This window comes from Streptomyces sp. HmicA12, assembly GCF_000373565.1.
Lineage (GTDB): Bacteria > Actinomycetota > Actinomycetes > Streptomycetales > Streptomycetaceae > Streptomyces.
The window spans coordinates 110,479-135,773 of record NZ_KB891849.1 but is presented as its reverse complement, the minus strand read 5'-3'; the positions used below and the strand labels follow the sequence as shown (position 1 = coordinate 135,773).

The following is a 25,295-nucleotide window of genomic DNA, read 5'->3' as shown; positions in this document are numbered from 1 at the left end:
CGGGGGATCTTCATTAGGTTCGGGCCATGTCCCCCTCAGGCCTCCCCGCGAAGGTCCGCGTCGGCTACGGCCTCGGCTCCTTCGCCACCGGCACCTTCGGCACCGTCCCCGGGCTGCTCCTCCTCTACTACCTGACCGACGTCCTCGGCGTCGGCGCGGGCCTGGCCGGACTCCTGGTGTTCCTGCCCAAGGCGTGGGACGTGCTGCTCAACCCGTGGATCGGCAGCCTCTCCGACCGCAGCACCCGCTCCCGGTTCGGCCCCCGCCGCTCTTGGATGCTGCTCGGCGCCGTCACCATGCCGGTCTGCTTCGCCGCCATGTTCGCGGCGCCCGGCGGCCTCGAAGGCGGACCGGCGGCGGCCTACGTGGCCGTGCTCTTCCTGCTCACCGCCTCCGCGTACGCCTGCTTCCAGGTGCCCTACGTCGCGCTGCCCGCGGAGCTCACCGAGGACCCCGACGAGCGGGCCCGCGTCATGTCCTGGCGCGTCGCCTTCCTGGCCGTCGCGATCCTGCTGTCGGGCGCCGTCGCGCCGATGCTCGCCGGGTCCACGGCCGACGACCGGGGCAGCGCGGGCGGCTACCGGCTGATGGGGATCGTGATCGGCGCGGTGCTCGCGCTCGGCATGCTCGCGGCGGTGGCCGCGACGGCCGGGACCAGGACCGTCATGCGTACGACGAGCGAGCCCAGCCTCCGCGCCCAGTTGCGCGCCGCCCGCGGCAACGCCCCCTTCGCCTGGCTGCTCGCCGCCTTCGTGGTCCAGGCGGCCGCCACCGGCCTGATGCTCGCCGGCACCCAGTACTTCGCCACGTACATCCTCGACAGGCCGAGTGCCACGACGGTCCTGTTCGCCTGTCTCATCGTGCCGTCACTGCTCGCCATGCCGCTGTGGCTGACCGTCGGGCGGCGCGCGGGCAAGCGCGACGCGGCCATCGGCGCCTCGCTCTGCTTCCTGGTCGGCGCGGTGGGCGCGGCGGCGGGCCGCGAGCTGCCGTCCGTCCTGATCTATGTCGCCGTGGCCCTGGCCGGTGTCGGGTACGCGGGCATGCAGATGCTGCCGCTCGCCATGCTCGGGGACGCGATCGCCGCCGACGCGTATCTGAGCGGGCGACGCCGGGCGGGTGTCTTCACCGGGCTGTGGACCGCGGGCGAGACGCTCGGGCTCGCCCTGGGGCCCGGCCTGTTCGGGCTCGTGCTCTCCCTCGGCGGCTTCGTCTCCTCCGACGCCGACCACCGCGTCGCCCAGCCCGACTCGGCGCTCACCGCGATCGTCGTCGGCTTCGGCGTGCTGCCCGCCGTCCTGTTGCTGCTGAGCCTGCCGCTGCTGACCCGCTACCGGCTCACCGAGACCGAACTGACCCGCCTGCGGGACGCGGCCGACGCCCGTTCCCACGCATGAACCATCCCGTACGACGAGGAGTGTCCGTATGACCACCGACCACGACGCGATCCTGGAGCGTCTCGCCGAGCTGCGCGCAGGCGATCTGCCCGTCCGCGGCGGACGCACGATGGCGTACGTCTACGACTCCGGGCTCGACGGGCTCGAAGAGCTGGCGAACGCCGCGCAGGCCGCCTTCGCCGGGGTCAACGGGCTCGACATGACGGCCTTCCCGAGCGTCGTCGAGCTGGAGAACGACCTGGTGCGCAGGGCCACCGAGCTGCTCGGCGGGGGAGCGGGCACCTTCACCAGCGGCGGCACCGAGAGCTGCCTCCTGGCCGTCCTGACGGCACGTCAGCACGCCCGCCGGGTGCGCGGCGTGACGGACCCCGAGATCGTCCTGCCCGACACGGCGCACGCCGCGTTCCACAAGGCCGCCGAGATGTTCGGGCTCACCGTGGTCACCGTGCCCGTCGACCCCGACACCTTCAAGGTGCGCCCGGCCGACGTCGCCGCCGCGATCACCGACCGCACCGCGCTGGTCGTCGTCTCCGCGCCCTCGTACGCGCACGGTGTCATCGACCCGGTCGCCGAAGTGGCGGCGCAGGCGGCGCGGCGCGGCGTGCTCTGCCATGTCGACGCCTGCATCGGCGGCTGGTACCTCGGGCACCTCAAGCGTGCCGAGGACGCCCCGCACATCCCCGACTTCGGGCTCACGGTCCCCGGCGTGACCTCCCTCTCCGTCGACCTGCACAAGTACGGGTACGCGGCGAAGGGCGCCTCACTGCTGCTCTTCGAGGACGCCGAACTGCGCCGCCACGGATGGTTCGCGCACGCCTCCTGGCCCGGCTACCCCGTCGTCAACTCCACGCTCCAGGGCACCAAGTCGGCCGGACCCCTCGCGGCGGCCTGGGCGGTGACCCAGCGCGTGGGGACCGATGGTTACACCGCGCTGTCGACGCGCGTACACCGGGCGACCCGCGCACTCACCGAAGGGATCGACGGGATCGACGGAGTGCGACTGCTCGCCCGGCCCGAGGCGTCCCTGATCGCGGTCGCCTCCGACGACCCGGACGTCGACGTGTTCGTCGTGGCCGACGAGATGCGGGGGAGCGGCTGGTATCTGCAGCCGCAGCCGGCCTTCGGGGCGTCGCCGTCCAATCTGCATCTGACGGTGACCGCGGCGGTCGCGGGGGAGGAGACCGTGCGGCTGCTGCTCGACGAGCTGGCCAAGGCGGTGGACCGGGCGCGCGCGGTCGGGCCCGTGCGGATCGACCCCGCGATCGTCGAGGCGGCCGGGACCCTCGATCCGGACGCCCTGAGCCCGGAGGAGGTCCAGATCGCGCTCGCCCTCGCGGGCGTCGGGGAGGGCGGCAAGCTGCCGGAGCGGATGGCGCCCGTGCTCGCGGTCCTGCAGGCGCTGCCGCCGAAGCTGAGCGAGCGGCTGCTGCCCGAGGTCATCGGGCGGCTCTACGACATCGGCGACATCGGCGACATCGGCGACACCGACGGCATCGGGGTCGGCTGAGAACGCCCGAGGGGCGGAGCCTCGCGGCTCCGCCCCTCGGGATGTGACGTTTCTGCTGTTCCGGCCTGCTGTCGTGCTCCGGATCAGGCCTCGTCGTGCGCCACCGCACGCCGCGCGTCCGCGTCGAGGACGCCCCAGCTGATCAGCTGCTCGGTCAGGACCGAGGGCGACTGATCGTAGATGACCGCGAGGGTACGCAGGTCGTCCTGGCGGATCGAGAGCACCTTGCCGTTGTAGTCACCGCGCTGCGACTGGATCGTCGCCGCGTAGCGCTGCAGGGGGCCTGCCTTCTCCGGCGGCACGTGGGCCAGGCGCTCCAGGTCCAGCACCAGCTTCGGCGGCGGCTCGGCGGCGCCGCCCGGGGTGGTCCCCGGCAGCAGCTCCTGCACCGGCACGCCGTAGAAGTCCGCCAGCTCGGCGAGGCGCTGCACGGTCACGGCACGGTCGCCGCGCTCGTACGACCCGACCACGACCGCCTTCCAGCGGCCCTGGGACTTCTCCTCGACACCGTGGAGGGAAAGGCCCTGCTGGGTACGGATCGCGCGGAGCTTCGCCCCGAGCTGCTTGGCGTATTCGCTGGACATATAGCTCCCCGGACACTGCATCACTTAGCGGCTGCGCCGCGTGGCTGGTAACTCACTGTGAGGTTACGCAGCGTTACTTGGCCGCGTCAAGCCGAATGGTCCGTACCGACCTTCTCCCAGAACCGCCGTCCTCGCACCTCAAGGCGGGTGATCAGCGATGTTGAGGGGCTGGTAGGCTGGGTGGCGCAAATCCGACGTCCTTTAAGGTCCGTCCCGTGAGGCGGAGAAGGGGGTCCGTTTCTTATGGACACGCAGAATTCCGATGCCCGGTCCGTTCTCGAAGGCCCTGACATCGCGCGGGTACTGACCCGTATCGCCCACGAGATCGTCGAGCGCGCGAAGGGCGCCGAGGACGTGGTTCTCCTGGGCATTCCCACGCGGGGCGTCTTCCTCGCCCGCCGACTGGCCGACAAGCTCGCCGAGGTCACCGGCCGCACCGTCCCCGTCGGCTCGCTCGACATCACGATGTACCGCGACGACCTGCGCATGCACCCGCCGCGCGCGTTGGCCCGCACCGACATCCCGGGCGAAGGCATCGACGGCCGTCTCGTCGTCCTCGTCGACGACGTCCTCTTCTCCGGCCGCACCATCCGCGCCGCCCTCGACGCCCTGAACGACATCGGGCGCCCGCGCGCCGTGCAGCTCGCGGTCCTCGTCGACCGCGGCCACCGCGAACTCCCGATCCGCGCCGACTACGTCGGCAAGAACCTCCCCACGTCGCTGCGGGAGACGGTCAAGGTCCAGCTCGCCGAGGAGGACGGCCGCGACGCCGTGCTGCTCGGTGCCAAGCCGGACACCAAGGCGGCCGAGCAGTAGCCACCTCTCCTGCCGTACGTGTGCCACGTACGGCGAGACAGGTGCGCCCGCGCGCGCCCGTATGCCCCGAAACGTCCTGAACTTCCTTACGGAGCACCCCCGATGATGCGACACCTCATCTCGGCCGCCGACCTCTCCCGCGACGACGCCGTTCTCGTCCTCGACACCGCCGAGGAGATGGCCCGCGTCGCCGACCGGCCCATCAAGAAGCTGCCCGCGCTGCGCGGCCGGACCATCTGCAACCTCTTCTTCGAGGACTCGACCCGGACCCGGATCTCCTTCGAGGCCGCCGAGAAGCGCCTGTCCGCCGACGTCATCAACTTCGCCGCCAAGGGCTCCAGCGTCTCCAAGGGCGAGTCCCTGAAGGACACCGCGCAGACGCTGGAGGCGATGGGCGTCGACGCCGTCGTCATCCGGCACAGCGCGTCCGGCGCCCCGTACCGCCTCGCGACCTCCGGTTGGATCGACGCGCCCGTCATCAACGCAGGCGACGGCACCCACCAGCACCCCACGCAGGCGCTGCTCGACGCCTTCACCATGCGCCGCCGCCTGGTCGGCCCCGACGCCGGGCTCGGCAAGGGCCTCGACGGCAAGCGCGTCACGCTCGTCGGCGACGTCCTGCACAGCCGCGTCGCCCGCTCGAACGTCGACCTGCTGCACACCCTCGGCGCCGAGGTCACCCTCGTCGCGCCGCCCACCCTGCTGCCGGTCGGCGTCGAGACCTGGCCCTGCGAGGTCTCGTACGACCTCGACTCGACGCTGCCCAAGTCCGACGCCGTGATGATGCTGCGGGTGCAGCGGGAGCGCATGAACGCGGCCTTCTTCCCGACCGAGCGCGAGTACTCGCGCCGCTACGGCCTCGACGGCGAGCGCATGGCGAAGATGCCCGAGCACGCCATCGTGATGCACCCCGGACCGATGGTCCGCGGCATGGAGATCACCGCCGAGGTCGCCGACTCCGACCGCTGCACGGTCGTCGAGCAGGTCGCCAACGGTGTCCACACCCGCATGGCCGTCCTCTATCTGCTTCTGGGCGGCAACGAGCCCGCCGTCACCCACACCCGTACCGAGGGGAACTAAGAACATGAGCAAGATCCTGATCCGTGGTGCGAAGGTGCTCGGCGGCGAGCCGCAGGACGTCCTGATCGACGGCGAGACCATCGCCGAGGTCGGCACCGGTCTCAGCGCCGAGGGCGCCGAGGTCGTCGAGGCCGACGGCAAGGTCCTCCTGCCGGGCCTCGTGGACCTCCACACCCACCTGCGCGAGCCGGGCCGCGAGGACTCCGAGACCGTCCTCACCGGCACGCGGGCCGCCGCCTCCGGTGGCTTCACGGCCGTGTTCGCCATGGCCAACACCTTCCCCGTCGCCGACACCGCCGGGGTCGTCGAGCAGGTCTACCGGCTCGGCCAGGAGCACGGCTACTGCGACGTGCAGCCCATCGGCGCCGTCACCGTCGGCCTGGAGGGCAGCAAGCTCGCCGAGCTCGGCGCCATGCACGAGTCCGCCGCCGGTGTCACCGTCTTCTCCGACGACGGCAAGTGCGTCCACGACGCCGTGATCATGCGCCGCGCCCTGGAGTACGTGAAGGCCTTCGGCGGCGTCGTCGCCCAGCACGCGCAGGAGCCCCGCCTCACCGAGGGCGCCCAGATGAACGAGGGCACCGTCTCCGCCGAGCTCGGCCTCGGCGGCTGGCCCGCCGTCGCCGAGGAGTCGATCATCGCCCGCGACGTGCTGCTGGCCGAGCACGTCGGCTCCCGCGTCCACATCTGCCACCTGTCGACCGCAGGTTCCGTCGAGATCGTGCGCTGGGCCAAGTCCCGCGGCATCGACGTCACCGCCGAGGTCACCCCGCACCACCTGCTCCTCACCGACGAACTGGTGCGCTCGTACAACCCGGTCTACAAGGTGAACCCGCCGCTGCGCACCGAGAAGGACGTCATGGCGCTGCGCGAGGCGCTCGCCGACGGCACCATCGACATCGTCGCCACGGACCACGCCCCGCACCCGCACGAGGACAAGGACTGCGAGTGGGCCGCGGCCGCCATGGGCATGGTGGGCCTGGAGACCGCGCTGAGCGTCGTCCAGCAGACGATGGTCGAGACGGGCCTGCTCGACTGGGCCGGCGTCGCCGACCGGATGTCCCACAAGCCCGCCGAGATCGGCCGGGCCGCCGGTCATGGACGCCCCGTCTCGGCTGGTGAGCCCGCGAACCTCGTCCTGGTCGACGCCGACTACCGTGGAGACGTTGACCCCGCGGGCTTCGCCTCCCGCAGCCGCAACACCCCGTACGAGGGTCGTGAGCTGCCGGGGCGCGTCACCCACACCTGGCTGCGGGGCAAGGCCACCCTCGCCGACGGGAAGCTCGCGTGACACCTCTGCTGCAACTGGCCGCCGAACAGAAGTCGGCGGACGTGACCGACTGGCCCGACCGGATCGGCTGGATCGTCGGACTGCTGCTCTTCATCACGCTCGTCTACTGGCTCATGCGCCAGGGCTGGAAGTGGCGCGGCACGCTGCAGGGCGACGTGCCGGAGCTGCCCAGCGCGCCGAGCGAGCGGGGCCCGGCGAAACTGGAGCTGAGCGGCCGGTACCACGGCTCCACCACGGCAGGGCAGTGGCTCGACCGCATCGTGGCGCACGGCCTGGGCACCCGCAGCCGCGTCGAGCTGACCCTGACCGACGAGGGACTGGACGTCGTCCGCCCCGGAGCGAACGACTTCTTCGTGCCCACGGAGGCGCTGCGCGAGGCCCGGCTCGACAAGGGCATCGCCGGAAAGGTCCTCACGGAGGGCGGTCTGCTGATCGTCACCTGGAGCCTCGGCGACAAGCTGATCGACTCCGGGTTCCGCTCCGACCACGCCGCCGAGCAGGCCGAGTGGGTCACCACCCTCAACCACATGATCGACATGAAGAACACGACGGAAGGCGCCGCACGATGACCACCTCCACCAGGGGAACCAAGGTTCCTGCCGTTCTCGTCCTGGAGGACGGCCGCGTGTTCCGCGGCCGCGCCTACGGGGCCGTGGGGGAGACCTTCGGCGAGGCAGTGTTCTCCACCGGCATGACCGGCTACCAGGAGACCCTCACCGACCCGTCGTACGACCGCCAGATCGTGGTCGCCACCGCCCCGCAGATCGGCAACACGGGCTGGAACGACGAGGACGACGAGTCGAGCCGCATCTGGGTCTCCGGCTACGTGGTCCGCGACCCCGCCCGCATCCCGTCGAACTGGCGCGCCAAGCGTTCGCTCGACGACGAGCTGGTCGCGCAGAACATCGTCGGCATCTCCGGCATCGACACCCGCGCCCTCACCCGCCACCTGCGCGAGCGCGGCTCCATGCGCTCCGGCATCTTCTCCGGCGAGACGCTCGCGGGCGACGCCGAGCTCGTCGCGAAGGTCCAGGCGCAGCCCGCCATGAAGGGCCTCAGCCTGTACGAGGAGGTCGCCACCAAGGAGGCCTACGTCGTCGAGGCCATCGGCACGAAGAAGTTCACCGTCGCCGCCATCGACCTGGGCATCAAGGGCATGACGCCGCACCGCATGGCGGAGCGCGGCATCGAGGTGCACGTCCTGCCGGCGACCGCCACCGCGGACGACGTCTACGCCGTCAACCCCGACGGCGTGTTCTTCTCCAACGGCCCGGGCGACCCGGCCACCGCCGAGGGCCCGGTCGCGCTGATGACCGCCGTCCTGGAGCGCAGGACGCCGCTGTTCGGCATCTGCTTCGGCAACCAGATCCTCGGCCGCGCCCTCGGCTTCGGCACGTACAAGCTGAAGTACGGCCACCGCGGCATCAACCAGCCGGTGCAGGACCGCACCACCGGCAAGGTCGAGGTCACCGCGCACAACCACGGCTTCGCCGTCGACGCCCCGCTCGACAAGGTGAGCGACACCAAGTTCGGCCGCGCCGAGGTCTCGCACGTCTGCCTCAACGACAACGTCGTGGAGGGGCTCCAGCTGCTCGACCAGCCGGGCTTCTCCGTCCAGTACCACCCGGAGGCGGCGGCCGGTCCCCACGACGCCGCCTACCTGTTCGACCGCTTCGTTTCTCTCATGGAGGGCCAGCGTGCCTAAGCGCTCCGATATCCAGTCCGTCCTGGTCATCGGCTCCGGCCCGATCGTCATCGGCCAGGCCGCCGAGTTCGACTACTCCGGCACCCAGGCGTGCCGCATCCTGCGCGCCGAGGGCCTGCGGGTCATCCTCGTCAACTCCAACCCGGCGACGATCATGACCGACCCGGAGATCGCCGACGCCACGTACGTCGAGCCGATCACCCCCGAGTTCGTCGAGAAGATCATCGCGAAGGAGCGCCCCGACGCGCTCCTGCCGACCCTCGGTGGCCAGACCGCGCTCAACACCGCGATCTCCATGCACGAGCAGGGTGTGCTGGAGAAGTACGGCGTCGAGCTCATCGGCGCCAACGTCGAGGCGATCAACAAGGGCGAGGACCGCGACCTCTTCAAGGGCGTCGTGGAAGAGGTCCGCAAGAAGATCGGGCACGGCGAGTCCGCCCGCTCCGTCATCTGCCACTCCATGGACGACGTCCTCAAGGGCGTCGACACCCTCGGCGGCTACCCCGTCGTCGTCCGCCCCTCCTTCACCATGGGCGGCGCCGGTTCCGGCTTCGCCCACGACGAGGAGGAGCTGCGCCGCATCGCAGGCCAGGGCCTCACGCTCTCCCCGACCACCGAGGTGCTCCTGGAGGAGTCCATCCTCGGCTGGAAGGAGTACGAGCTGGAGCTGATGCGCGACAAGAACGACAACGTCGTGGTCGTCTGCTCCATCGAGAACTTCGACCCGATGGGCGTGCACACCGGTGACTCGATCACCGTCGCCCCGTCGATGACGCTCACCGACCGCGAGTACCAGCGCCTTCGCGACATCGGCATCGCGATCATCCGCGAGGTCGGCGTCGACACCGGCGGCTGCAACATCCAGTTCGCGGTGAACCCCGACGACGGCCGCATCATCGTCATCGAGATGAACCCGCGCGTCTCCCGCTCCTCGGCCCTCGCCTCCAAGGCCACGGGCTTCCCGATCGCGAAGATCGCCGCCAAGCTGGCCGTCGGCTACACGCTCGACGAGATCCCGAACGACATCACCGAGAAGACGCCGGCCTCCTTCGAGCCGACGCTCGACTACGTGGTCGTGAAGGCCCCGCGCTTCGCCTTCGAGAAGTTCCCGCAGGCCGACTCCACCCTCACCACGACCATGAAGTCGGTCGGCGAGGCCATGGCCATCGGCCGCAACTTCACGGAGGCCTTCCAGAAGGCGCTGCGCTCCCTGGAGAAGAAGGGCTCGCAGTTCACCTTCGTCGGCGAGACCGGTGACAAGACCGCCCTCCTCGAAGAGGCCGTGCGCCCGACCGACGGCCGGATCAACACCGTCATGGAGGCGATCCGCGCCGGCGCCACCCCGCAGGAGATCTTCGACTACACGAAGATCGACCCGTGGTTCGTGGACCAGCTGTTCCTGATCAAGGAGGTCGCGGACGAGCTGGCCGCCGCCGAGCGCCTCGACGCCGACCTGCTCGCCGAGGCCAAGCGGCACGGCTTCTCCGACCACCAGATCGCGGAGATCCGCGGCCTGCGCGAGGACGTCGTCCGCGAGGTCCGGCACGCGCTCGGCGTCCGCCCGGTCTACAAGACGGTCGACACCTGCGCCGCCGAGTTCGCCGCCAAGACGCCGTACTTCTACTCCTCGTACGACGAGGAGTCCGAGGTCGCGCAGCGCACCAAGCCCGCCGTGATCATCCTGGGCTCGGGCCCGAACCGCATCGGCCAGGGCATCGAGTTCGACTACTCCTGCGTCCATGCCTCCTTCGCGCTCAGCGACGCGGGCTACGAGACCGTGATGGTCAACTGCAACCCGGAGACCGTCTCCACGGACTACGACACGTCCGACCGCCTGTACTTCGAGCCGCTGACGCTGGAAGACGTGCTGGAGATCGTGCACGCCGAGTCGCTGGCCGGCCCGATCGCGGGCGTCGTCGTCCAGCTCGGCGGCCAGACCCCGCTGGGCCTCGCCCAGGCGCTCAAGGACAACGGCGTGCCCGTCGTCGGCACCTCCCCGGAGGCGATCCACGCCGCCGAGGACCGCGGCGCCTTCGGCCGTGTGCTCGCCGAGGCCGGTCTCCCGGCCCCGAAGCACGGCACCGCCACCACGTTCGCGGAGGCGAAGGCGATCGCCGACGAGATCGGCTACCCGGTCCTCGTCCGCCCGTCCTACGTGCTCGGCGGCCGCGGCATGGAGATCGTCTACGACGAGACCCGCCTGTCCTCGTACATCGAGGAGTCGACCGAGATCAGCCCGTCCCGGCCGGTCCTGGTGGACCGCTTCCTGGACGACGCGATCGAGATCGACGTGGACGCCCTGTACGACGGCGAGGAGCTCTACCTCGGCGGCGTCATGGAGCACATCGAGGAGGCCGGCATCCACTCCGGCGACTCGGCGTGCGCCCTGCCCCCGATCACGCTCGGCGGCTACGACATCAAGCGCCTGCGCGTCTCGACCGAGGCCATCGCCAAGGGCGTCGGTGTGCGCGGCCTGATCAACATCCAGTTCGCCATGGCCGGGGACATCCTCTACGTCCTGGAGGCCAACCCGCGCGCCTCGCGCACCGTCCCCTTCACCTCGAAGGCGACCGCGGTGCCGCTCGCGAAGGCCGCCGCCCGCATCTCGCTGGGCGCCACCGTTGCCGAGCTGCGCGCCGAGGGCCTGCTCCCGAAGACCGGCGACGGCGGCACCCTGCCGCTCGACGCGCCGATCTCCGTCAAGGAGGCCGTCATGCCGTGGTCGCGCTTCCGCGACATCCACGGCCGCGGCGTCGACACGGTCCTCGGCCCGGAGATGCGCTCCACCGGCGAGGTCATGGGCATCGACTCCGTCTTCGGCACGGCGTACGCCAAGTCGCAGGCCGGCGCCTACGGCCCGCTGCCGACGAAGGGCCGCGCGTTCATCTCGGTCGCCAACCGCGACAAGCGCTCGATGATCTTCCCGGCGCGCGAGCTGGTCGCCCACGGCTTCGAGCTGATGGCCACCTCCGGCACGGCCGAGGTCCTCAAGCGCAACGGCATCAACGCCACCGTCGTGCGCAAGCAGTCCGAGGGCGAGGGCCCGAACGGCGAGAAGACGATCGTCCAGCTCATCCACGACGGCGACGTCGACCTGATCGTCAACACCCCGTACGGCACCGGCGGCCGCCTCGACGGCTACGAGATCCGCACGGCGGCCGTGGCCCGCTCCGTGCCGTGCCTGACGACGGTCCAGGCCCTCGCGGCCGCCGTCCAGGGCATCGACGCCCTCAACCACGGTGACGTGGGCGTCCGTTCACTGCAGGAACACGCGGAACACCTGACCGCGGCCCGCGACTAGCAGCCCAAGAGGGGGACACCGGAGAAACGGTGTCCCCCTCTTCATGAGCCCCCACCTCCTGCGCACTTCTAGGACCTGAGCCATGTACAAGCTGTTCTTCAACCTCGTCTTCAAGCACATGGACCCCGAGAAGGCCCACTACCTGGCCTTCCGGTGGATCCGCGGCGCGGCCCGCACCCCCGTCCTGCGCACCTTCGTGGCGGCCGCCCTGGCGCCGCGCTACAAAGAGCTGCGCACCGAAGCCCTCGGCCTTCGGATGCACGGCCCCTTCGGCCTCGCCGCGGGCTTCGACAAGAACGCCGTCGCGATCGACGGCATGGCGATGCTCGGCTTCGACCACGTCGAGATCGGCACCGTCACCGGCGAGCCGCAGCCCGGCAACCCCAAGAAGCGCCTGTTCCGGCTCGTCGCCGACCGCGCGCTCATCAACCGCATGGGCTTCAACAACGAGGGCTCGCTGGCCGTCGCCGCGCGCCTGGCGTCCCGCAACCCGGTGTTCAAGACCACCGTCGGCGTGAACATCGGCAAGACCAAGGTCGTCCCCGAGGCCGAAGCCGTCGGCGACTACGTGAAGTCGACCGAGCGCCTCGCCGCCTTCGCCGACTACCTCGTGGTCAACGTCTCCTCGCCGAACACGCCGGGTCTGCGCAACCTCCAGGCCACGCAGGCGCTGCGCCCGCTGCTGACCGCCGTGCGCGAGGCCGCCGACCGCACCGTGCGCTCGCGCCGCGTCCCGCTCCTCGTGAAGATCGCGCCCGACCTCGCCGACGAGGACATCGACGCCGTCGCCGACCTGGCCGTCGAACTCGGTCTCGACGGCATCATCGCCACGAACACCACCATCAAGCGCGAGGGCCTCGCCACCGAGGGCGAGGTCGTGAACGAGACCGGCGGCCTGTCCGGCGCGCCCCTCAAGGAACGCTCCCTGGAGGTCCTCAGGCGCCTCTACGCGCGCGTGGGCGACAAGATCACCCTCGTGGGCGTCGGCGGCGTGGAGAACGCCGAGGACGCCTGGCAGCGCATCCTCGCGGGCGCCACGCTCGTGCAGGGCTACAGCGCCTTCATCTACGAGGGCCCGTTCTACGCCCGCGCCGTCCACAAGGGCCTCGCCGCCCGCCTCCGTACGAGCCCGTACGCCACCCTCGCCGACGCGATCGGCGCCGATGTGAAGGAGAACACCTCCGCATGAGCCCGCTGGAACCCTTCGGCGCCCGCCTGCGCCGCGTCATGGACGAGCGCGGCCCGCTCTGCGTCGGCATCGACCCGCACGCCGCCCTGCTGGCCTCCTGGGGCCTGAGCGACGACATCGCGGGCCTGGAGTCCTTCACGCGCACGACCGTCGAGGCGCTGGCCGACAGCGTCGCCGTGGTGAAGCCGCAGATCGCCTTCTTCGAGCGGTTCGGCTCGCGCGGCATCGCCGTCCTGGAGCAGGCCGTGGCCGACCTGCGCGCCGCGGGCACGCTCGTCGTCATGGACGCCAAGCGCGGCGACATCGGCTCCACCATGGCCGCGTACGCGGAGACCTTCCTGCGCAAGGACTCCCCGCTGTTCGTGGACGCCCTGACGGTCTCCCCGTACCTGGGCTACGGATCGCTGAAGCCGGCCGTCGACCTGGCGCGCGAGTCCGGCGCGGGTCTCTTCGTCCTCGCGCTCACCTCCAACCCCGAGGGCGGCGAGGTGCAGCACGCGGTCCGCGCCGACGGGAAGAACGTGGGTGCCACGATGCTGGCGCACCTCGCCGCCGAGAACGCGGGGGAGACACCCATGGGCTCCTTCGGCGCGGTCGTCGGGGCGACCCTGGGCGACCTGTCCTCGTACGCACTGGACATCAACGGCCCGCTCCTCGCGCCCGGCATCGGTGCGCAGGGTGCCACGGCGGCCGATCTGCCGGCCGTCTTCGGCCCGGCCGTGCGCAACGTCGTACCGAACGTGAGCCGGGGTGTCCTGAAAGCGGGGCCCTCCGTCACGGCGCTGCGCGACACCGCCGTGCGGTTCGCCGACGAGGTGCGCGAGGCGGTCGAGGGGGCGAAGTGACGTGCGCCCGGGGGTGGCACTCCGTGCCGACCTTGGGCCGCGCGTCCGAATCCTGACCGATTTGGCGGTCGTTTTGCCGGAAATGCGCGGCTCGGGCAAGGCTGACCAGGACTTTTCCTCAGTTCTCGCTGACTCGGACGGCCTTGGCCGCTAGTCTCCGTCGAGAGCGAATGGGCGAACGCAGGCAAGCGCGTTGCTCGTTGCTCCCCTGGTGTGGGGCGACTAGGTTCCTCACCGGTCCGTATCCGACAGTTCGACATCCGAGGTGACGTAGGCGTGGCTCTTCCGCCCCTTACCCCTGAACAGCGCGCAGCCGCGCTCGAAAAGGCCGCCGCGGCTCGCCGGGAGCGGGCCGAGGTCAAGAATCGACTCAAGCACTCCGGCGCCTCCCTTCACGAGGTCATCAAGCAGGGCCAGGAGAACGACGTCATCGGAAAGATGAAGGTCTCCGCCCTGCTCGAGTCCCTGCCGGGCGTGGGCAAGGTCCGCGCCAAGCAGATCATGGAGCGTCTCGGGATCTCCGAATCCCGCCGGGTGCGCGGTCTCGGTTCCAACCAGATCGCCTCCCTGGAGCGCGAGTTCGGCAGCACCGGCGCCTGAGTCTCGAGACCGGCCCGCCAGGCTGGTCCCGGGCACTCCGGAACAACTGGAATAATCGCTGCATGAGTGAACGTCCGCGGCTGACCGTGCTCTCCGGCCCCTCTGGAGTCGGCAAGAGCACGGTCGTCGCTCATATGCGCAAGGAACACCCCGAGGTCTGGCTCTCGGTGTCGGCGACGACCCGCAAGCCGCGCCCCGGCGAGAAGCACGGTGTCCAGTACTTCTTCGTCACCGACGAGGAGATGGACAAGCTGATCGCCAACGGCGAGCTCCTCGAGTGGGCCGAGTTCGCGGGGAACCGCTACGGCACCCCGCGGCGCGCCGTCCTCGACCGCCTGGAGGCGGGCGAGCCGGTGCTGCTCGAGATCGACCTTCAGGGTGCTCGCCTGGTCAGGGAGTCGATGCCCGAGGCGCAGCTCGTCTTCCTCGCTCCGCCGAGCTGGGACGAGCTGGTCCGCCGGCTCACCGGGCGCGGCACCGAGGCGCCGGAGGTCATCGAGCGCCGGCTCGACGCCGCGAAGGTGGAGCTGGCCGCCGAGGCCGAGTTCGACACGACCCTTGTCAATACCTCCGTCGAGGACGTAGCACGCGAGCTGCTAGCCTTGATGAAAGTTCTTTGATCTTTACCTTGTCGGGACGTTCGGTCCCGGCCCCCATCGGAAGGCAGAGAGTGTCCTCTTCCATCACCGCGCCCGAGGGCATCATCAACCCGCCGATTGATGAGCTGCTCGAAGCAACCGACTCGAAGTACAGCCTGGTCATCTACGCCGCCAAGCGCGCGCGTCAGATCAACGCGTACTACTCGCAGCTCGGTGAGGGCCTGCTCGAGTACGTCGGCCCGCTGGTGGACACCCACGTCCACGAGAAGCCGCTCTCGATCGCCCTGCGTGAGATCAACGCGGGTCTGCTGACGTCCGAGGCCATCGAGGGCCCGGCGCAGTAACACGCGTTGTATCGACAGTTTTCACGTCACTCCAGGCCCGGCAGCGCGACTGCCGGGCCTGTGGTGTGTCATGGAGTCGTACGTTTTTCGAAGTCAGGGGAGAGCCGGTGTCGTCGAAGCCCAAGGTCGTGCTGGGGGTCAGCGGTGGGATCGCCGCCTACAAGGCGTGTGAACTGCTGCGGCGCCTGACGGAGTCCGGTCACGACGTGCGCGTCGTCCCCACCGACTCGGCGCTGCACTTCGTCGGCGCCGCGACCTGGTCGGCACTCTCCGGCAACCCGGTCTCCACCGAGGTCTGGGACTCCGTCCACGAGGTGCCGCACGTGCGCATCGGCCAGCACGCCGATGTCGTGGTCGTCGCCCCGGCCACCGCCGACATGCTGGCGAAGGCCGCCCACGGCCTCGCCGACGACCTCCTCACGAACACCCTGCTCACCGCCCGCTGTCCGGTGATCTTCGCGCCCGCCATGCACACCGAGATGTGGGAGCACCCCGCGACCCAGGAGAACGTCGCCACGCTGCGCCGCCGCGGCGCCCTCGTCATCGAGCCCGCGGTCGGCCGCCTGACCGGCGTGGACACGGGCAAGGGCCGCTTCCCCGACCCGGTGGAGATCTTCGAGTACGTACGTCGGGTCCTGGCGCGCGGCGCCGAGGCCCCGGATCTCTCCGGACGTCACGTCGTCGTCAGCGCCGGCGGCACCCGCGAACCCCTCGACCCGGTCCGCTTCCTCGGCAACCGCTCCTCCGGCAAGCAGGGCTACGCACTGGCCCGCACCGCGGCGGCCCGCGGCGCCCGCGTCACGCTGCTGTCCGCGAACGCGGCCCTGCCGGACCCGGCGGGCGTCGACGTCGTCCACGTGGGGACCGCCGTGCAGCTGCGCGAGGCGGTCCTGAAGGCGGCCGCCGACGCCGACGCGGTCGTCATGGCGGCCGCCGTCGCCGACTTCCGGCCGGAGACGTACGCCACCGGCAAGATCAAGAAGAAGGACGGCGAGGAGCCCGCGCCCGTCGCCCTCGTCCGCAATCCGGACATCCTCGCCGAGATCTCCGCCGACCGGCCGCGCCCCGGCCAGGTGGTCGTCGGCTTCGCCGCCGAGACCGACGACGTCCTCGCCAACGGCCGCGCCAAGCTCGCCCGCAAGGGCTGCGACCTGCTCGTCGTCAACGAGGTGGGGGAGCGCAAGACGTTCGGCGCGGAGGAGAACGAGGCCGTCATCCTCGGCGCCGACGGCGGCGAGACCCCCGTCCCGCACGGCCCGAAGGAAGCCCTCGCCGACCGGATCTGGGACGAGGTCGTCCCGCGTCTGGCGCCGTCGAACGCGCCGTGAGATCCGGGTCCGTGTGGGCATCGCCTCACAGGGAGTGAAATTCCACATTCGCCCCTTTGGCCCTCCCGAACCCCAGGAAACAAGGGAAATTCGGGCACCCGGTACCCTTCCGAAGACCGATCGTCGTATCGGAGAATGCGGTGTCGCAGGTCACAGCGCTCCCAGTGGGCGAGACGCGTGGTCCGGCGGCCGAGCACGACCGATAAACTGTTCCCGGACGTGTCGGGCGCAGCCCCCGTACCGTCCGTCAATGATCAGCCAGCAGCCGCTGCAACCACAGGGAGCGTTGTGTCCCGTCGCCTGTTCACCTCGGAGTCCGTGACCGAGGGTCACCCCGACAAGATCGCTGACCAGATCAGCGACACCATTCTCGACGCGCTGCTCCGCGAGGACCCCACGTCCCGCGTCGCCGTCGAGACGCTGATCACCACGGGCCTCGTGCACGTGGCCGGCGAGGTCACCACCAAGGCGTACGCGCCGATCGCGCAGCTCGTGCGCGAGAAGATCCTCGAGATCGGCTACGACTCGTCGAAGAAGGGCTTCGACGGCGCGTCCTGCGGCGTCTCGGTCTCCATCGGCTCGCAGTCCCCGGACATCGCGCAGGGCGTCGACACGGCGTACGAGAGCCGAGTCGAGGGCGACGAGGACGAGCTCGACAAGCAGGGCGCGGGCGACCAGGGCCTGATGTTCGGCTACGCGTGCGACGAGACCCCGGAGCTGATGCCGCTCCCGATCCACCTCGCGCACCGTCTGTCGCGCCGCCTCTCCGAGGTCCGCAAGAACGGGACGATCCCCTACCTGCGCCCCGACGGCAAGACCCAGGTCACCATCGAGTACGACGGCGACAAGGCCGTCCGCCTCGACACGGTCGTCGTCTCCTCGCAGCACGCGTCGGACATCGACCTGGACTCGCTGCTCGCCCCCGACATCCGTGAGTTCGTCGTCGAGCCGGAGCTGAAGGCGCTCCTCGACGACGGCATCAAGCTGGAGACCGAGGGCTACCGCCTCCTGGTCAACCCGACCGGCCGCTTCGAGATCGGCGGCCCGATGGGCGACGCCGGCCTCACCGGCCGCAAGATCATCATCGACACGTACGGCGGCTACGCCCGCCACGGCGGCGGTGCCTTCTCGGGCAAGGACCCGTCCAAGGTCGACCGCTCCGCCGCGTACGCCATGCGCTGGGTCGCGAAGAACGTCGTGGCCGCGGGTCTCGCCGCGCGCTGCGAGGTCCAGGTCGCGTACGCGATCGGCAAGGCCGAGCCGGTGGGTCTCTTCGTCGAGACCTTCGGTACGGCGACGGTGGACACGGACAAGATCGAGTCCGCGATCTCCGAGGTCTTCGACCTGCGTCCGGCCGCGATCATCCGCGACCTCGACCTGCTCCGCCCGATCTACTCCCAGACGGCCGCCTACGGCCACTTCGGGCGCGCGCTGCCCGACTTCACGTGGGAGAAGACGGACCGCGTCGACGCGCTCCGCAAGGCTGCCGGGGTGTAAGGCTCCGCCCGGTCGTTCGTCGTGGGCCCGGTCCTCCTTCGGGAGGGCCGGGCCCATCGGCGTTCTCAGGCGTGGTGGCGTACGAGGGAGAGGGCCACGCGGCGTCGTGGCAGGTCCACTTCGTCGACGCGGACCGTCATCATGTCGCCCACGGTGACGTCAGGGGCCTCGGCGGCATCGGCGGTGAGGTCGTCTTTGTGCAGCAGGCCGATGATTCCGTCGTTCGTCACCTGAACGAACACCCCGAAGGGCACGACGTTGGTGATGCGCCCCGTCACGGTCTCGCCGACGCGGTCGGCGAACCGGAGCATCGGGTCCTCCTGCGTGTCCCGGAGCGAGACGACGACCTCCCCGTTGTGATCGTCCGCCACGACGATCTCGACCCTGACCCGCTGTCCCGGTCGCACCACGTCCTCGGGCCGGTCGAAGTGCGTCCAGGACAGGTAGGGGATGCGGATGAATCCCACGGCCGGGTGGACGGGGTGCGGGGGTTCGCCGTCGAGGCGGACGAAGACGCCGAAGGGATGGATCGACGTGATGGTGCCCGACACGCGCCGACCGGGCCGTACCTGCCCCAGGTAGCTGCGCAGTTCGGGGTCCTCACAGATCTTCGACGACAGGCGCACCAGGCCCTTGTCGTGATCGATGCCCCGGATCTCCGCGGTGAGTCGGTGGCCCGCCGGAGCGAAGGCCGCCGGGTCGGGGACGTGGTGCCAGGAGAGTTCGTGGCGAGGGATGCGGCCGAGGGCGTGGTGACCGGCGTCGCCGTCGAGGTCCACGACGACGTCGTGGCCGTCGAAGCCGATCACCGTCGTGGACACGAGCGCACCGGGGGCGAGGCTGTGCAGGAAGGCGCGGGCGGATGGCGGGGGTTGGCGGCGGGACATGGCCGCGAGCTTAGGGGCGGTGCCGTTCGCGGCCCGGTCCTTTGTCAGTCCCCTCTGGTAGGAATGCACCTGTGAGCAGCGAGAACGACAGCCCTGGGCCGGACGCCGGTGGTGAGCCGGAGCAGCTTGCGTTGATTCGGGAGAGCGTGCGCAGGGCCAAGGCGCCGAAGGCCAAGCCACGGACCTGGCGCGGGGCGGCGCTCGCCAAGGAGTTGCCGGTGGCGCGGGTGCTCGTGGACAAAGGGGTGCTGCATCTCGACCGGTACTTCGAGTACGCGGTGCCCGAGGAGCTGGATGCCCAGGCGCAGCCCGGGGTCCGGGTCAGGGTGCGGTTCGGGGCCGGGTCGAAGAACGTGCGGGACGGGCGGCGCGAGGGCGGCGGGCTGATCGACGGGTTCCTCGTCGAGCGGGTGGCCGAGGCCGAGTACCAGGGCCCGTTGGCCGCGCTCGCGCAAGTGGTGTCGCCGGAGCCGGTGCTCGGCGCGGAGTTGCTCGGGCTGACGCGGGCCGTCGCCGACCGGTACGCCGGGAGCCTGGCCGATGTGCTGCAGCTGGCGGTTCCGCCGCGGCACGCCAAGGCGGAGGCGCGCGAGTTCCCGCCGCCGCCCGCGCCGCCGGTGGCCCCCGAGCCCGGGTCGTGGCAGCGCTACGAGCGCGGGGCGGATTTCGTCGCGTCGCTTGCCGCGGGAGGTGCGCCCCGCGCCGTGTGGACCGCGCTGCCCGGGCCGGAGTGGGCCGGGGAGATCGCGCGGGCCGTGCAGGCGACTCTGGCGTCGGGGCGCGGGGCCCTGGTCGTCGTACCGACGGTGCGGCTCGCCGCGCGGGTCGACCAGGCGATGACGGCGGTGCTCGGCGCGGGGCAGCACGCGCTGCTGACCGCCGAGGCCGGGCAGCAGCGGCGGTACTCGGAGTGGCTCGCCGTGCGGCGCGGGGCCGTGCGCGCCGTGGTGGGGACCCGGGCCGCCATGTTCGCGCCCGTGCGGGACCTGGGGCTTGTCGTCGTGTGGGACGACGGGGACGCGCACCACAGCGACGAGCACGCGCCGTTCCCGCATGTGCGGGAAGTGCTGGAGCTGCGGGCCGCCCGGGACAAGTGCGCCTTTCTGGCGGGGAGTTGGAGCTGCACCGTCGAGGCCGCGCAGCTGGTGCGCAGCGGTTGGGCCGCCGCTGTCGCCGCTCCGCGGGAAGAGGTGCGGCGCGCCGCACCCCTCGTACGGACCGTGGGGGACCTGGATCTGGCCCGGGACGAGGCGGCACGCGCCGCGCGGTTGCCGAGCATCGCTTGGGAGGTGGCCCGGGGCGCGCTGCGCGAGGGGCCGGTCCTCGTGCAGGTGCCGCGGCGCGGGTACGTGCCCAGGCTCGCCTGCCAGCGGTGCCGGGAGCCCGCCCGGTGTCGGCAGTGCGCCGGGCCGTTGGAGGCGCGCGAGGGCAATGGCGCGCTGGCCTGCGGGTGGTGCGGCCGGGAGGACGCCGCCTGGCAGTGCGCCGAGTGCGGAGGGACCCGGCTGCGGGCCCAGGTCGTCGGGGCGCGGCGCACCGCCGAGGAGCTGGGCCGGGCGTTCGCGGCCGTGCCGGTGCGGACGTCCGGACGGGAGCAGGTCCTTGACACGGTGTCGGCGGCGCCGGCGCTGGTCGTCAGCACGCCGGGCGCCGAGCCCGTCGCCGAAGGGGGCTATGCCGCCGCCCTGTTGCTCGACGGGTGGGCCATGCTCGGGCGGGCCGATCTGCGGGCGGGTGAGGAGGCGCTGCGGCGCTGGATCGCCGCGTCCGCCCTCGTGAGGCCCCAGGAGGCCGGCGGCACCGTCGTGGTCGTCGCCGAACCGACGCTGCGCCCCGTGCAGGCACTGGTCCGCTGGGACCCGGTGGGGCACGCGGTGCGGGAGCTCGCCGACCGGGCCGAGCTGGGGTTTCCGCCGGTGTCCCGGATGGCGGCGGTGAGCGGGCTGCCGGAGGCGGTCGCGGAGTTCCTGGGAGCGGTCGAACTGCCGTCGGACGCCGAGGTGTTGGGTCCCGTACCGGTGCCCGAGGCCGGGGGCGGCGGCACTCGGCGGCCGGGGGCACCGCCGCCCGGTGAGCAGTGGGAGCGGGCGCTGGTGCGGGTGCCGCCGGGCAGCGGCGCCGCCCTCGCCCGCGCCCTGAAGCAGGCGCAGGCCGCACGGATGGCTCGCGGAGGCGTCGAGCCCGTGCGGGTGCGGGTGGATCCGCTCGACATCGGGTGACCCGGCGTCACGCCGGGTTGCCGCTCGGGCGTCAACATGCCGCTGCCTCCCCGTACATGACGTAGGGGGAGGCAGCGTCGTGCTCGGCTCAACCGTTGCGCGGGCCGGGGAAGGCGGTGGGGCGCGCCTCTTCGCGCAGGCCCGTGCTGCCCGCTGTCGGCTGGGTCGGCATCGAGCGCGCCGCGGGCACCGAGGGGAGCGGGCCGCTGCCCATCGGTACCGGGGGGCGGGTGGCGGTGGTGGTGGCCGTCGTCGGGGTCTCGGCGCCCCGCTCGGCCTCGGCGGCCGCCTGGGTCGCCGCCCGGCGCGCTCCGTAACGGCGGTGCACCGCCTGCTTGGTGACTCCGAGCGCGGAGCCCACCGCGTCCCACGAGAACCCCAGCGAACGGTCGAAGTCCACGGCCGCTGTCACCAGGGTCTCCACGCTGTCGCGCAGCTCCTGGGCGAGACGGACGGTGGGGGCGGGTGCCCTGCCGTAGACGACGAAGCCCGCGGAGGGGCCCGAGCGGCGCGGGCGGTACACGTTGCCGAGCTGTGCGGTGAGGGTGCGCAGTGCGTCCACCTGCCGCCGGACCCGCTCGATGTCCCGCACCAGCAGGTGCAGGCTGGCCCGTGCCTGGGCGTCGTGGGTTGCGTGGTCGGCCATTTACAAGCCTCTCGAACCGGCGATGAAAATGAAAAGGATGGGGCCGGTCAGGCACCGAGCGGCGACAGCCTCTGACGACAGCCTCTGACGACAGTTTTCTGACGGCGAACGAGTGATGACGGCCCGTTGTCTGGTCAACTCTTCCTTGACCAACGCGCCATCCGGTGAGGGGTCACGCTGTTCGGGCGCATCCGCATATGCGCAGGGCGCACGTTCTGGCGTGCGCCCCTCGATGCCCGAGATGCGTGGCCGAGGCGGTACCGCCATAGACTGGTGCGCTGCCCGTCACCCCGCCCCGAGAGGCTGTCAGTCACCGATGAAGCTCGTCTTCGCCGGCACCCCCGAGGTCGCCGTTCCCGCTCTGGACGCCCTGATCGCCTCCGACCGGCACGAGGTCGCCGCGGTCGTCACCCGGCCCGACGCCCCCGCGGGGCGTGGCCGCCGCCTGGTCGCGAGCCCGGTCGCCGAGCGGGCCGAGGAGGCGGGCATCGAGGTGCTCAAGCCCGCCAAGCCGCGCGACGAGGAGTTCCTCGCCCGGCTGCGCGAGATCGGGCCCGACTGCTGCCCGGTCGTCGCCTACGGCGCGCTGCTGCCGAAGATCGCCCTCGACGTGCCGGCGCGCGGCTGGGTCAACCTGCACTTCTCGCTGCTGCCCGCCTGGCGCGGGGCGGCGCCCGTGCAGCACTCGATCATGGCGGGCGACGAGATCACCGGTGCCTCGACCTTCCTGATCGAGGAGGGGCTCGACTCCGGGCCCGTGTACGGGACGGTGACGGAGGCGGTCCGGGCCGCCGACACCAGCGGCGACATGCTGACACGGCTCGCGTTCGCGGGGGCCGGGCTGCTCGTCGCGACCATGGACGGCATCGAGGACGGGTCCGTGCAGGCCGTGCCGCAGCCCGCCGACGGGATCTCCCTCGCCCCGAAGATCACCGTCGAGGACGCCCGGATCGACTGGGCCGCGCCCGCGCTGCGCGTCGACCGCGTGGTGCGCGGCTGCACGCCCGCGCCCGGCGCGTGGACGGAGTTCCGCGGCGAGCGGCTGAAGGTCCGCTCCGCGGTGCCGGTCCCGGACCGCACCGACCTGGCACCGGGCGAGCTGAGCGTCGGCAAGAAGAATCTGTACGTCGGCACGGGCTCGTACGCCGTCGAGCTGCTCTGGGTGCAGGCCCAGGGCAAGAAGCCGATGGCCGCCGCGGACTGGGCGCGCGGGGTGCGGATCGGCTCGGGCGAGCGCCTGGGCTGAGGCCGGGAGGCCCGCCGTGGGTGGCGGGTCGTACGCTTGGAGGGTTCATCCCGGCGTACGACCCGTGCGTAGCGCCCGTACGAATCCAGCAGCGGAGCACCTTTGAACGACCAGCAGGGCCCCCACGGCCAGGAAGGCCGTCCGGCCTCGTCGAACCGTCGTCCCCGTAAGCCCGGCAAGCCGTACCGCAAGCCCACGAAGGACCCGGTGCGCATGCTCGCCTTCGAGGTGCTGCGCGCGGTCGACGAGCGGGACGCGTACGCGAATCTGGTGCTGCCGCCGCTGCTTCGCAAGGCGCGGGCGAAGGAGGGCCCCGACAAGTTCGACGGGCGGGACGCGGCGCTCGCCACCGAGCTCGTGTACGGGACGCTGCGCCGCCAGGGGACGTACGACGCGATCGTGGCGGCCTGCATCGACCGGCCGTTGCGCGAGGTCGATCCGCCCGTCCTCGATGTGCTGAACCTCGGGGTGCACCAGCTGCTCGGGACGCGGATCCCCACGCATGCCGCCGTGTCCGCGTCCGTGGACCTGGCGCGGGTCGTGCTCGGTGACGGGCGGGCCAAGTTCGTCAACGCGGTGCTGCGGAAGGTCTCGCAGCACGACCTCGACGCCTGGGTGGAGCGTGTCGCGCCGCCGTACGACGAGGATCCCGAGGACCACCTCGCCGTGGTGCATTCGCATCCGCGATGGGTGGTGTCCGCGCTGTGGGACTCGCTGGGTGGGGGGCGTGCCGGGATCGAGGACCTGCTGGAGGCCGACAACGAGCGGCCCGAGGTGACGCTCGTGGCGCGGCCGGGGCGGACCACGGCCGAGGCGATCCTCGCCGAGGTGGGCGAGGAATCCGGGCTTCCCGGGCGCTGGTCGCCGTATGCCGTGCGCCTGGCGGAGGGCGGCGAGCCGGGGTCGTTCGACGTCGTGCGGACCGGGCGCGCCGGCGTGCAGGACGAGGGCAGCCAGCTGGTCGCGCTCGCACTCGCGAACGCTCCGCTGGAGGGGCCGGACGAGAAGTGGCTGGACGGGTGCGCCGGTCCCGGTGGCAAGGCGGCCATGCTGGCCGGGCTCGCCTCGGAGCGGGGAGCCGTGCTGCTCGCCTCCGAGAAGCAGCCCCACCGGGCGGGCCTCGTCGCCAAGGCGCTCGACGGGAATCCCGGGCCGTACCAGGTGATCGCCGCCGACGGGACGCGGCCTCCGTGGCGGCCGGGAACGTTCGACCGGATCCTGATGGACGTGCCCTGTACGGGACTCGGGGCCCTGCGGCGCCGGCCCGAGGCGCGGTGGCGGCGCCGGCCCGAGGACCTGGACGGATTCGGGCCGTTGCAGCGGGCCCTGCTGCGGATGGCCCTCGAGTCCGTGCGGGTCGGCGGTGTCGTGGGGTACGCGACGTGCTCGCCGCACCTCGCGGAGACCCGGGCCGTCGTCGACGACGTGCTGAAGTCGGTCGGTGGGGCCGAACTCATCGACGCGCGGCCGATGCTGGAGGGTGTGGCCGGGCTCGGGGACGGACCGGACGTGCAGTTGTGGCCGCATCTGCACGGCACCGACGCGATGTATCTGGCTTTGATCCGGCGGACCTCGTAAGCGGGCGTGTGCGCTGCGGGGTGCTCAGCGCCTCGTCTCGTACCTGGTCAGGACCACGCCGCCGGGAAACGTCCGCGTCTCCACCAGGTTCAGGTTCGCCCAGCTGTCCAGCGCGGCGAAGAACGGCGTGCCGCCGCCCACCAGGACCGGCGCGGTGGCCAGCACGTACTCGTCGATCAGCCCGGCCCGCATGGCCGCCCCGGCGAGCGTGGCGCCGCCGATGTCCATCGGGCCGCCGTCCTCGGCCTTGAGCCGGGTGATCTCGGTGACCGCGTCGCCGGTGACCAGGCGGGTGTTCCAGTCGACCTTGTCGATCGTCGAGGAGAACACCACCTTCGACATGTCCCGCCAGCGGCGCGCGAACTCGGTCTCCGCCGGGGTGGCGCCCGGCTGCTGGTCGCCGGTCGGCCAGTAGGAGCTCATCGTCCGCCACAGCTTGCGCCCGTACAGCGTCAGGTCGGTGGCCCGCAGCTGGTCGGACCAGAACTGGAACAGCTCGTCGCTCGGCACGCTCCAGCCGATGTCGTCGCCGGGCGCGGCGATGTAGCCGTCCAGGGACAGGTTCATGCCGTAGATCAGTTTCCGCATGGCGCCGGCCTTCCGTGAGTCGGTCTCACGCGTACAGACCGGTGAGGC

General features: G+C 71.5%; 22 protein-coding genes. 18 read left to right on the top strand and 4 right to left on the bottom strand.

What is annotated here, in order from left to right:
• The first annotated feature begins 26 nt into the window (after positions 1 to 26).
• Together B072_RS0136030 and B072_RS0136025 are read left to right on the top strand one after the other, a co-directional pair.
• Positions 27 to 1,397 (top strand): MFS transporter, encoded by a 1,371-nt coding sequence (locus tag B072_RS0136030; RefSeq protein ID WP_018534845.1) that lies wholly within the window; start codon positions 27 to 29, stop codon positions 1,395 to 1,397.
• 28 nt (positions 1,398 to 1,425) lie between these two features.
• Positions 1,426 to 2,904 carry a pyridoxal phosphate-dependent decarboxylase family protein gene (locus tag B072_RS0136025; protein WP_018534844.1) on the top strand — a complete coding sequence of 493 codons (1,479 nt, stop codon included), beginning with the start codon at positions 1,426 to 1,428 and terminating at the stop codon, positions 2,902 to 2,904.
• A gap of 83 nt (positions 2,905 to 2,987) precedes the next feature.
• Here B072_RS0136025 and bldD read toward each other — a convergent pair whose 3' ends face one another.
• Positions 2,988 to 3,488: a transcriptional regulator BldD gene (gene bldD / locus B072_RS0136020; protein WP_018534843.1), complete on the bottom strand. Its 501-nt coding sequence runs from the start codon at positions 3,486 to 3,488 to the stop codon at positions 2,988 to 2,990.
• A 243-nt stretch (positions 3,489 to 3,731) separates the two neighbouring features.
• Between bldD and pyrR the strand changes: the two genes are divergently transcribed.
• The 13 genes from pyrR (at position 3,732) to metK (ending at position 18,083) form a co-directional block, all read left to right on the top strand.
• A complete protein-coding gene (gene pyrR, locus B072_RS0136015; protein ID WP_018534842.1) occupies positions 3,732 to 4,304 on the top strand; it encodes a bifunctional pyr operon transcriptional regulator/uracil phosphoribosyltransferase PyrR in 573 nt (190 codons plus the stop codon).
• 102 nt (positions 4,305 to 4,406) lie between these two features.
• Positions 4,407 to 5,384 carry an aspartate carbamoyltransferase catalytic subunit gene (locus B072_RS0136010; protein ID WP_018534841.1) on the top strand — a complete coding sequence of 326 codons (978 nt, stop codon included), beginning with the start codon at positions 4,407 to 4,409 and terminating at the stop codon, positions 5,382 to 5,384.
• Positions 5,385 to 5,388: 4 nt separating this feature from the next.
• Positions 5,389 to 6,675: a dihydroorotase gene (locus B072_RS0136005; RefSeq protein WP_018534840.1), complete on the top strand. Its 1,287-nt coding sequence runs from the start codon at positions 5,389 to 5,391 to the stop codon at positions 6,673 to 6,675.
• On the top strand, positions 6,672 to 7,244 hold the full coding sequence (locus tag B072_RS0136000; protein ID WP_018534839.1) for a hypothetical protein: 573 nt from the start codon (positions 6,672 to 6,674) through the stop codon (positions 7,242 to 7,244). The genes B072_RS0136005 and B072_RS0136000 overlap by 4 nt, the downstream gene beginning before the upstream one ends.
• Positions 7,241 to 8,380, top strand: coding sequence for a glutamine-hydrolyzing carbamoyl-phosphate synthase small subunit (gene carA, locus B072_RS0135995; protein ID WP_018534838.1), 1,140 nt, complete (start codon positions 7,241 to 7,243; stop codon positions 8,378 to 8,380). The genes B072_RS0136000 and carA overlap by 4 nt, the downstream gene beginning before the upstream one ends.
• Positions 8,373 to 11,681: a carbamoyl-phosphate synthase large subunit gene (gene carB / locus B072_RS0135990; protein ID WP_018534837.1), complete on the top strand. Its 3,309-nt coding sequence runs from the start codon at positions 8,373 to 8,375 to the stop codon at positions 11,679 to 11,681. Before carA ends, carB begins: the two co-directional genes overlap by 8 nt.
• Before the next feature lie 82 nt (positions 11,682 to 11,763).
• On the top strand, positions 11,764 to 12,870 hold the full coding sequence (locus B072_RS0135985; protein WP_018534836.1) for a quinone-dependent dihydroorotate dehydrogenase: 1,107 nt from the start codon (positions 11,764 to 11,766) through the stop codon (positions 12,868 to 12,870).
• The gene (gene pyrF / locus B072_RS0135980; RefSeq protein ID WP_018534835.1) at positions 12,867 to 13,715 is read left to right on the top strand and encodes an orotidine-5'-phosphate decarboxylase; all 849 of its coding nucleotides are present in this window, start codon (positions 12,867 to 12,869) and stop codon (positions 13,713 to 13,715) included. The genes B072_RS0135985 and pyrF overlap by 4 nt, the downstream gene beginning before the upstream one ends.
• Positions 13,716 to 13,991: 276 nt before the next feature.
• A complete protein-coding gene (locus B072_RS0135975) occupies positions 13,992 to 14,315 on the top strand; it encodes an integration host factor (protein WP_026246651.1) in 324 nt (107 codons plus the stop codon).
• 62 nt (positions 14,316 to 14,377) lie between these two features.
• Positions 14,378 to 14,935, top strand: a complete 558-nt coding sequence (gene gmk, locus B072_RS0135970) for a guanylate kinase (RefSeq protein WP_078506699.1) — start codon at positions 14,378 to 14,380, stop codon at positions 14,933 to 14,935.
• A 50-nt stretch (positions 14,936 to 14,985) separates the two neighbouring features.
• Positions 14,986 to 15,258: a DNA-directed RNA polymerase subunit omega gene (gene rpoZ, locus B072_RS0135965; protein ID WP_005319902.1), complete on the top strand. Its 273-nt coding sequence runs from the start codon at positions 14,986 to 14,988 to the stop codon at positions 15,256 to 15,258.
• A gap of 107 nt (positions 15,259 to 15,365) precedes the next feature.
• Complete coding sequence (gene coaBC / locus B072_RS0135960; RefSeq protein ID WP_018534831.1) at positions 15,366 to 16,586, top strand: bifunctional phosphopantothenoylcysteine decarboxylase/phosphopantothenate--cysteine ligase CoaBC; 1,221 nt, start codon at positions 15,366 to 15,368, stop codon at positions 16,584 to 16,586.
• 288 nt (positions 16,587 to 16,874) lie between these two features.
• Positions 16,875 to 18,083, top strand: coding sequence for a methionine adenosyltransferase (metK, locus tag B072_RS0135955; RefSeq protein WP_018534830.1), 1,209 nt, complete (start codon positions 16,875 to 16,877; stop codon positions 18,081 to 18,083).
• Between the two features lie 65 nt (positions 18,084 to 18,148).
• Here metK and B072_RS0135950 read toward each other — a convergent pair whose 3' ends face one another.
• Positions 18,149 to 18,970: a S1 RNA-binding domain-containing protein gene (locus B072_RS0135950; RefSeq protein WP_018534829.1), complete on the bottom strand. Its 822-nt coding sequence runs from the start codon at positions 18,968 to 18,970 to the stop codon at positions 18,149 to 18,151.
• Positions 18,971 to 19,041: 71 nt separating this feature from the next.
• Between B072_RS0135950 and B072_RS0135945 the strand changes: the two genes are divergently transcribed.
• Positions 19,042 to 21,189: a primosomal protein N' gene (locus tag B072_RS0135945; RefSeq protein ID WP_018534828.1), complete on the top strand. Its 2,148-nt coding sequence runs from the start codon at positions 19,042 to 19,044 to the stop codon at positions 21,187 to 21,189.
• Between the two features lie 88 nt (positions 21,190 to 21,277).
• Here the strand turns inward: B072_RS0135945 and B072_RS0135940 are convergent, their stop codons facing one another.
• Positions 21,278 to 21,835, bottom strand: coding sequence for a hypothetical protein (locus tag B072_RS0135940; protein ID WP_018534827.1), 558 nt, complete (start codon positions 21,833 to 21,835; stop codon positions 21,278 to 21,280).
• Between the two features lie 316 nt (positions 21,836 to 22,151).
• On the opposite strand from B072_RS0135940, the gene fmt reads away from it, so the two are divergent.
• The gene (gene fmt / locus B072_RS0135935) at positions 22,152 to 23,081 is read left to right on the top strand and encodes a methionyl-tRNA formyltransferase (protein ID WP_018534826.1); all 930 of its coding nucleotides are present in this window, start codon (positions 22,152 to 22,154) and stop codon (positions 23,079 to 23,081) included.
• Between the two features lie 102 nt (positions 23,082 to 23,183).
• Positions 23,184 to 24,659, top strand: a complete 1,476-nt coding sequence (locus B072_RS0135930; RefSeq protein WP_018534825.1) for an RsmB/NOP family class I SAM-dependent RNA methyltransferase — start codon at positions 23,184 to 23,186, stop codon at positions 24,657 to 24,659.
• 24 nt (positions 24,660 to 24,683) lie between these two features.
• Here B072_RS0135930 and B072_RS0135925 read toward each other — a convergent pair whose 3' ends face one another.
• On the bottom strand, positions 24,684 to 25,247 hold the full coding sequence (locus B072_RS0135925; RefSeq protein ID WP_018534824.1) for a dihydrofolate reductase family protein: 564 nt from the start codon (positions 25,245 to 25,247) through the stop codon (positions 24,684 to 24,686).
• Positions 25,248 to 25,295 lie beyond the last annotated feature (48 nt).

Bases quoted from the DNA above. Each gene is read 5' to 3' on its own strand.
- B072_RS0136030 (WP_018534845.1), top strand. From the start codon at position 27: ATGTCCCCCTCAGGCCTCCCCGCGAAGGTCCGCGTCGGCTACGGCCTC.
- B072_RS0136025 (WP_018534844.1), top strand. From the start codon at position 1,426: ATGACCACCGACCACGACGCGATCCTGGAGCGTCTCGCCGAGCTGCGC.
- bldD (WP_018534843.1), bottom strand. From the start codon at position 3,488: ATGTCCAGCGAATACGCCAAGCAGCTCGGGGCGAAGCTCCGCGCGATC.
- pyrR (WP_018534842.1), top strand. From the start codon at position 3,732: ATGGACACGCAGAATTCCGATGCCCGGTCCGTTCTCGAAGGCCCTGAC.
- B072_RS0136010 (WP_018534841.1), top strand. From the start codon at position 4,407: ATGATGCGACACCTCATCTCGGCCGCCGACCTCTCCCGCGACGACGCC.
- B072_RS0136005 (WP_018534840.1), top strand. From the start codon at position 5,389: ATGAGCAAGATCCTGATCCGTGGTGCGAAGGTGCTCGGCGGCGAGCCG.
- carA (WP_018534838.1), top strand. From the start codon at position 7,241: ATGACCACCTCCACCAGGGGAACCAAGGTTCCTGCCGTTCTCGTCCTG.
- B072_RS0135985 (WP_018534836.1), top strand. From the start codon at position 11,764: ATGTACAAGCTGTTCTTCAACCTCGTCTTCAAGCACATGGACCCCGAG.
- pyrF (WP_018534835.1), top strand. From the start codon at position 12,867: ATGAGCCCGCTGGAACCCTTCGGCGCCCGCCTGCGCCGCGTCATGGAC.
- gmk (WP_078506699.1), top strand. From the start codon at position 14,378: ATGAGTGAACGTCCGCGGCTGACCGTGCTCTCCGGCCCCTCTGGAGTC.
- B072_RS0135950 (WP_018534829.1), bottom strand. From the start codon at position 18,970: ATGTCCCGCCGCCAACCCCCGCCATCCGCCCGCGCCTTCCTGCACAGC.
- B072_RS0135940 (WP_018534827.1), bottom strand. From the start codon at position 21,835: ATGGCCGACCACGCAACCCACGACGCCCAGGCACGGGCCAGCCTGCAC.
- fmt (WP_018534826.1), top strand. From the start codon at position 22,152: ATGAAGCTCGTCTTCGCCGGCACCCCCGAGGTCGCCGTTCCCGCTCTG.
- B072_RS0135925 (WP_018534824.1), bottom strand. From the start codon at position 25,247: ATGCGGAAACTGATCTACGGCATGAACCTGTCCCTGGACGGCTACATC.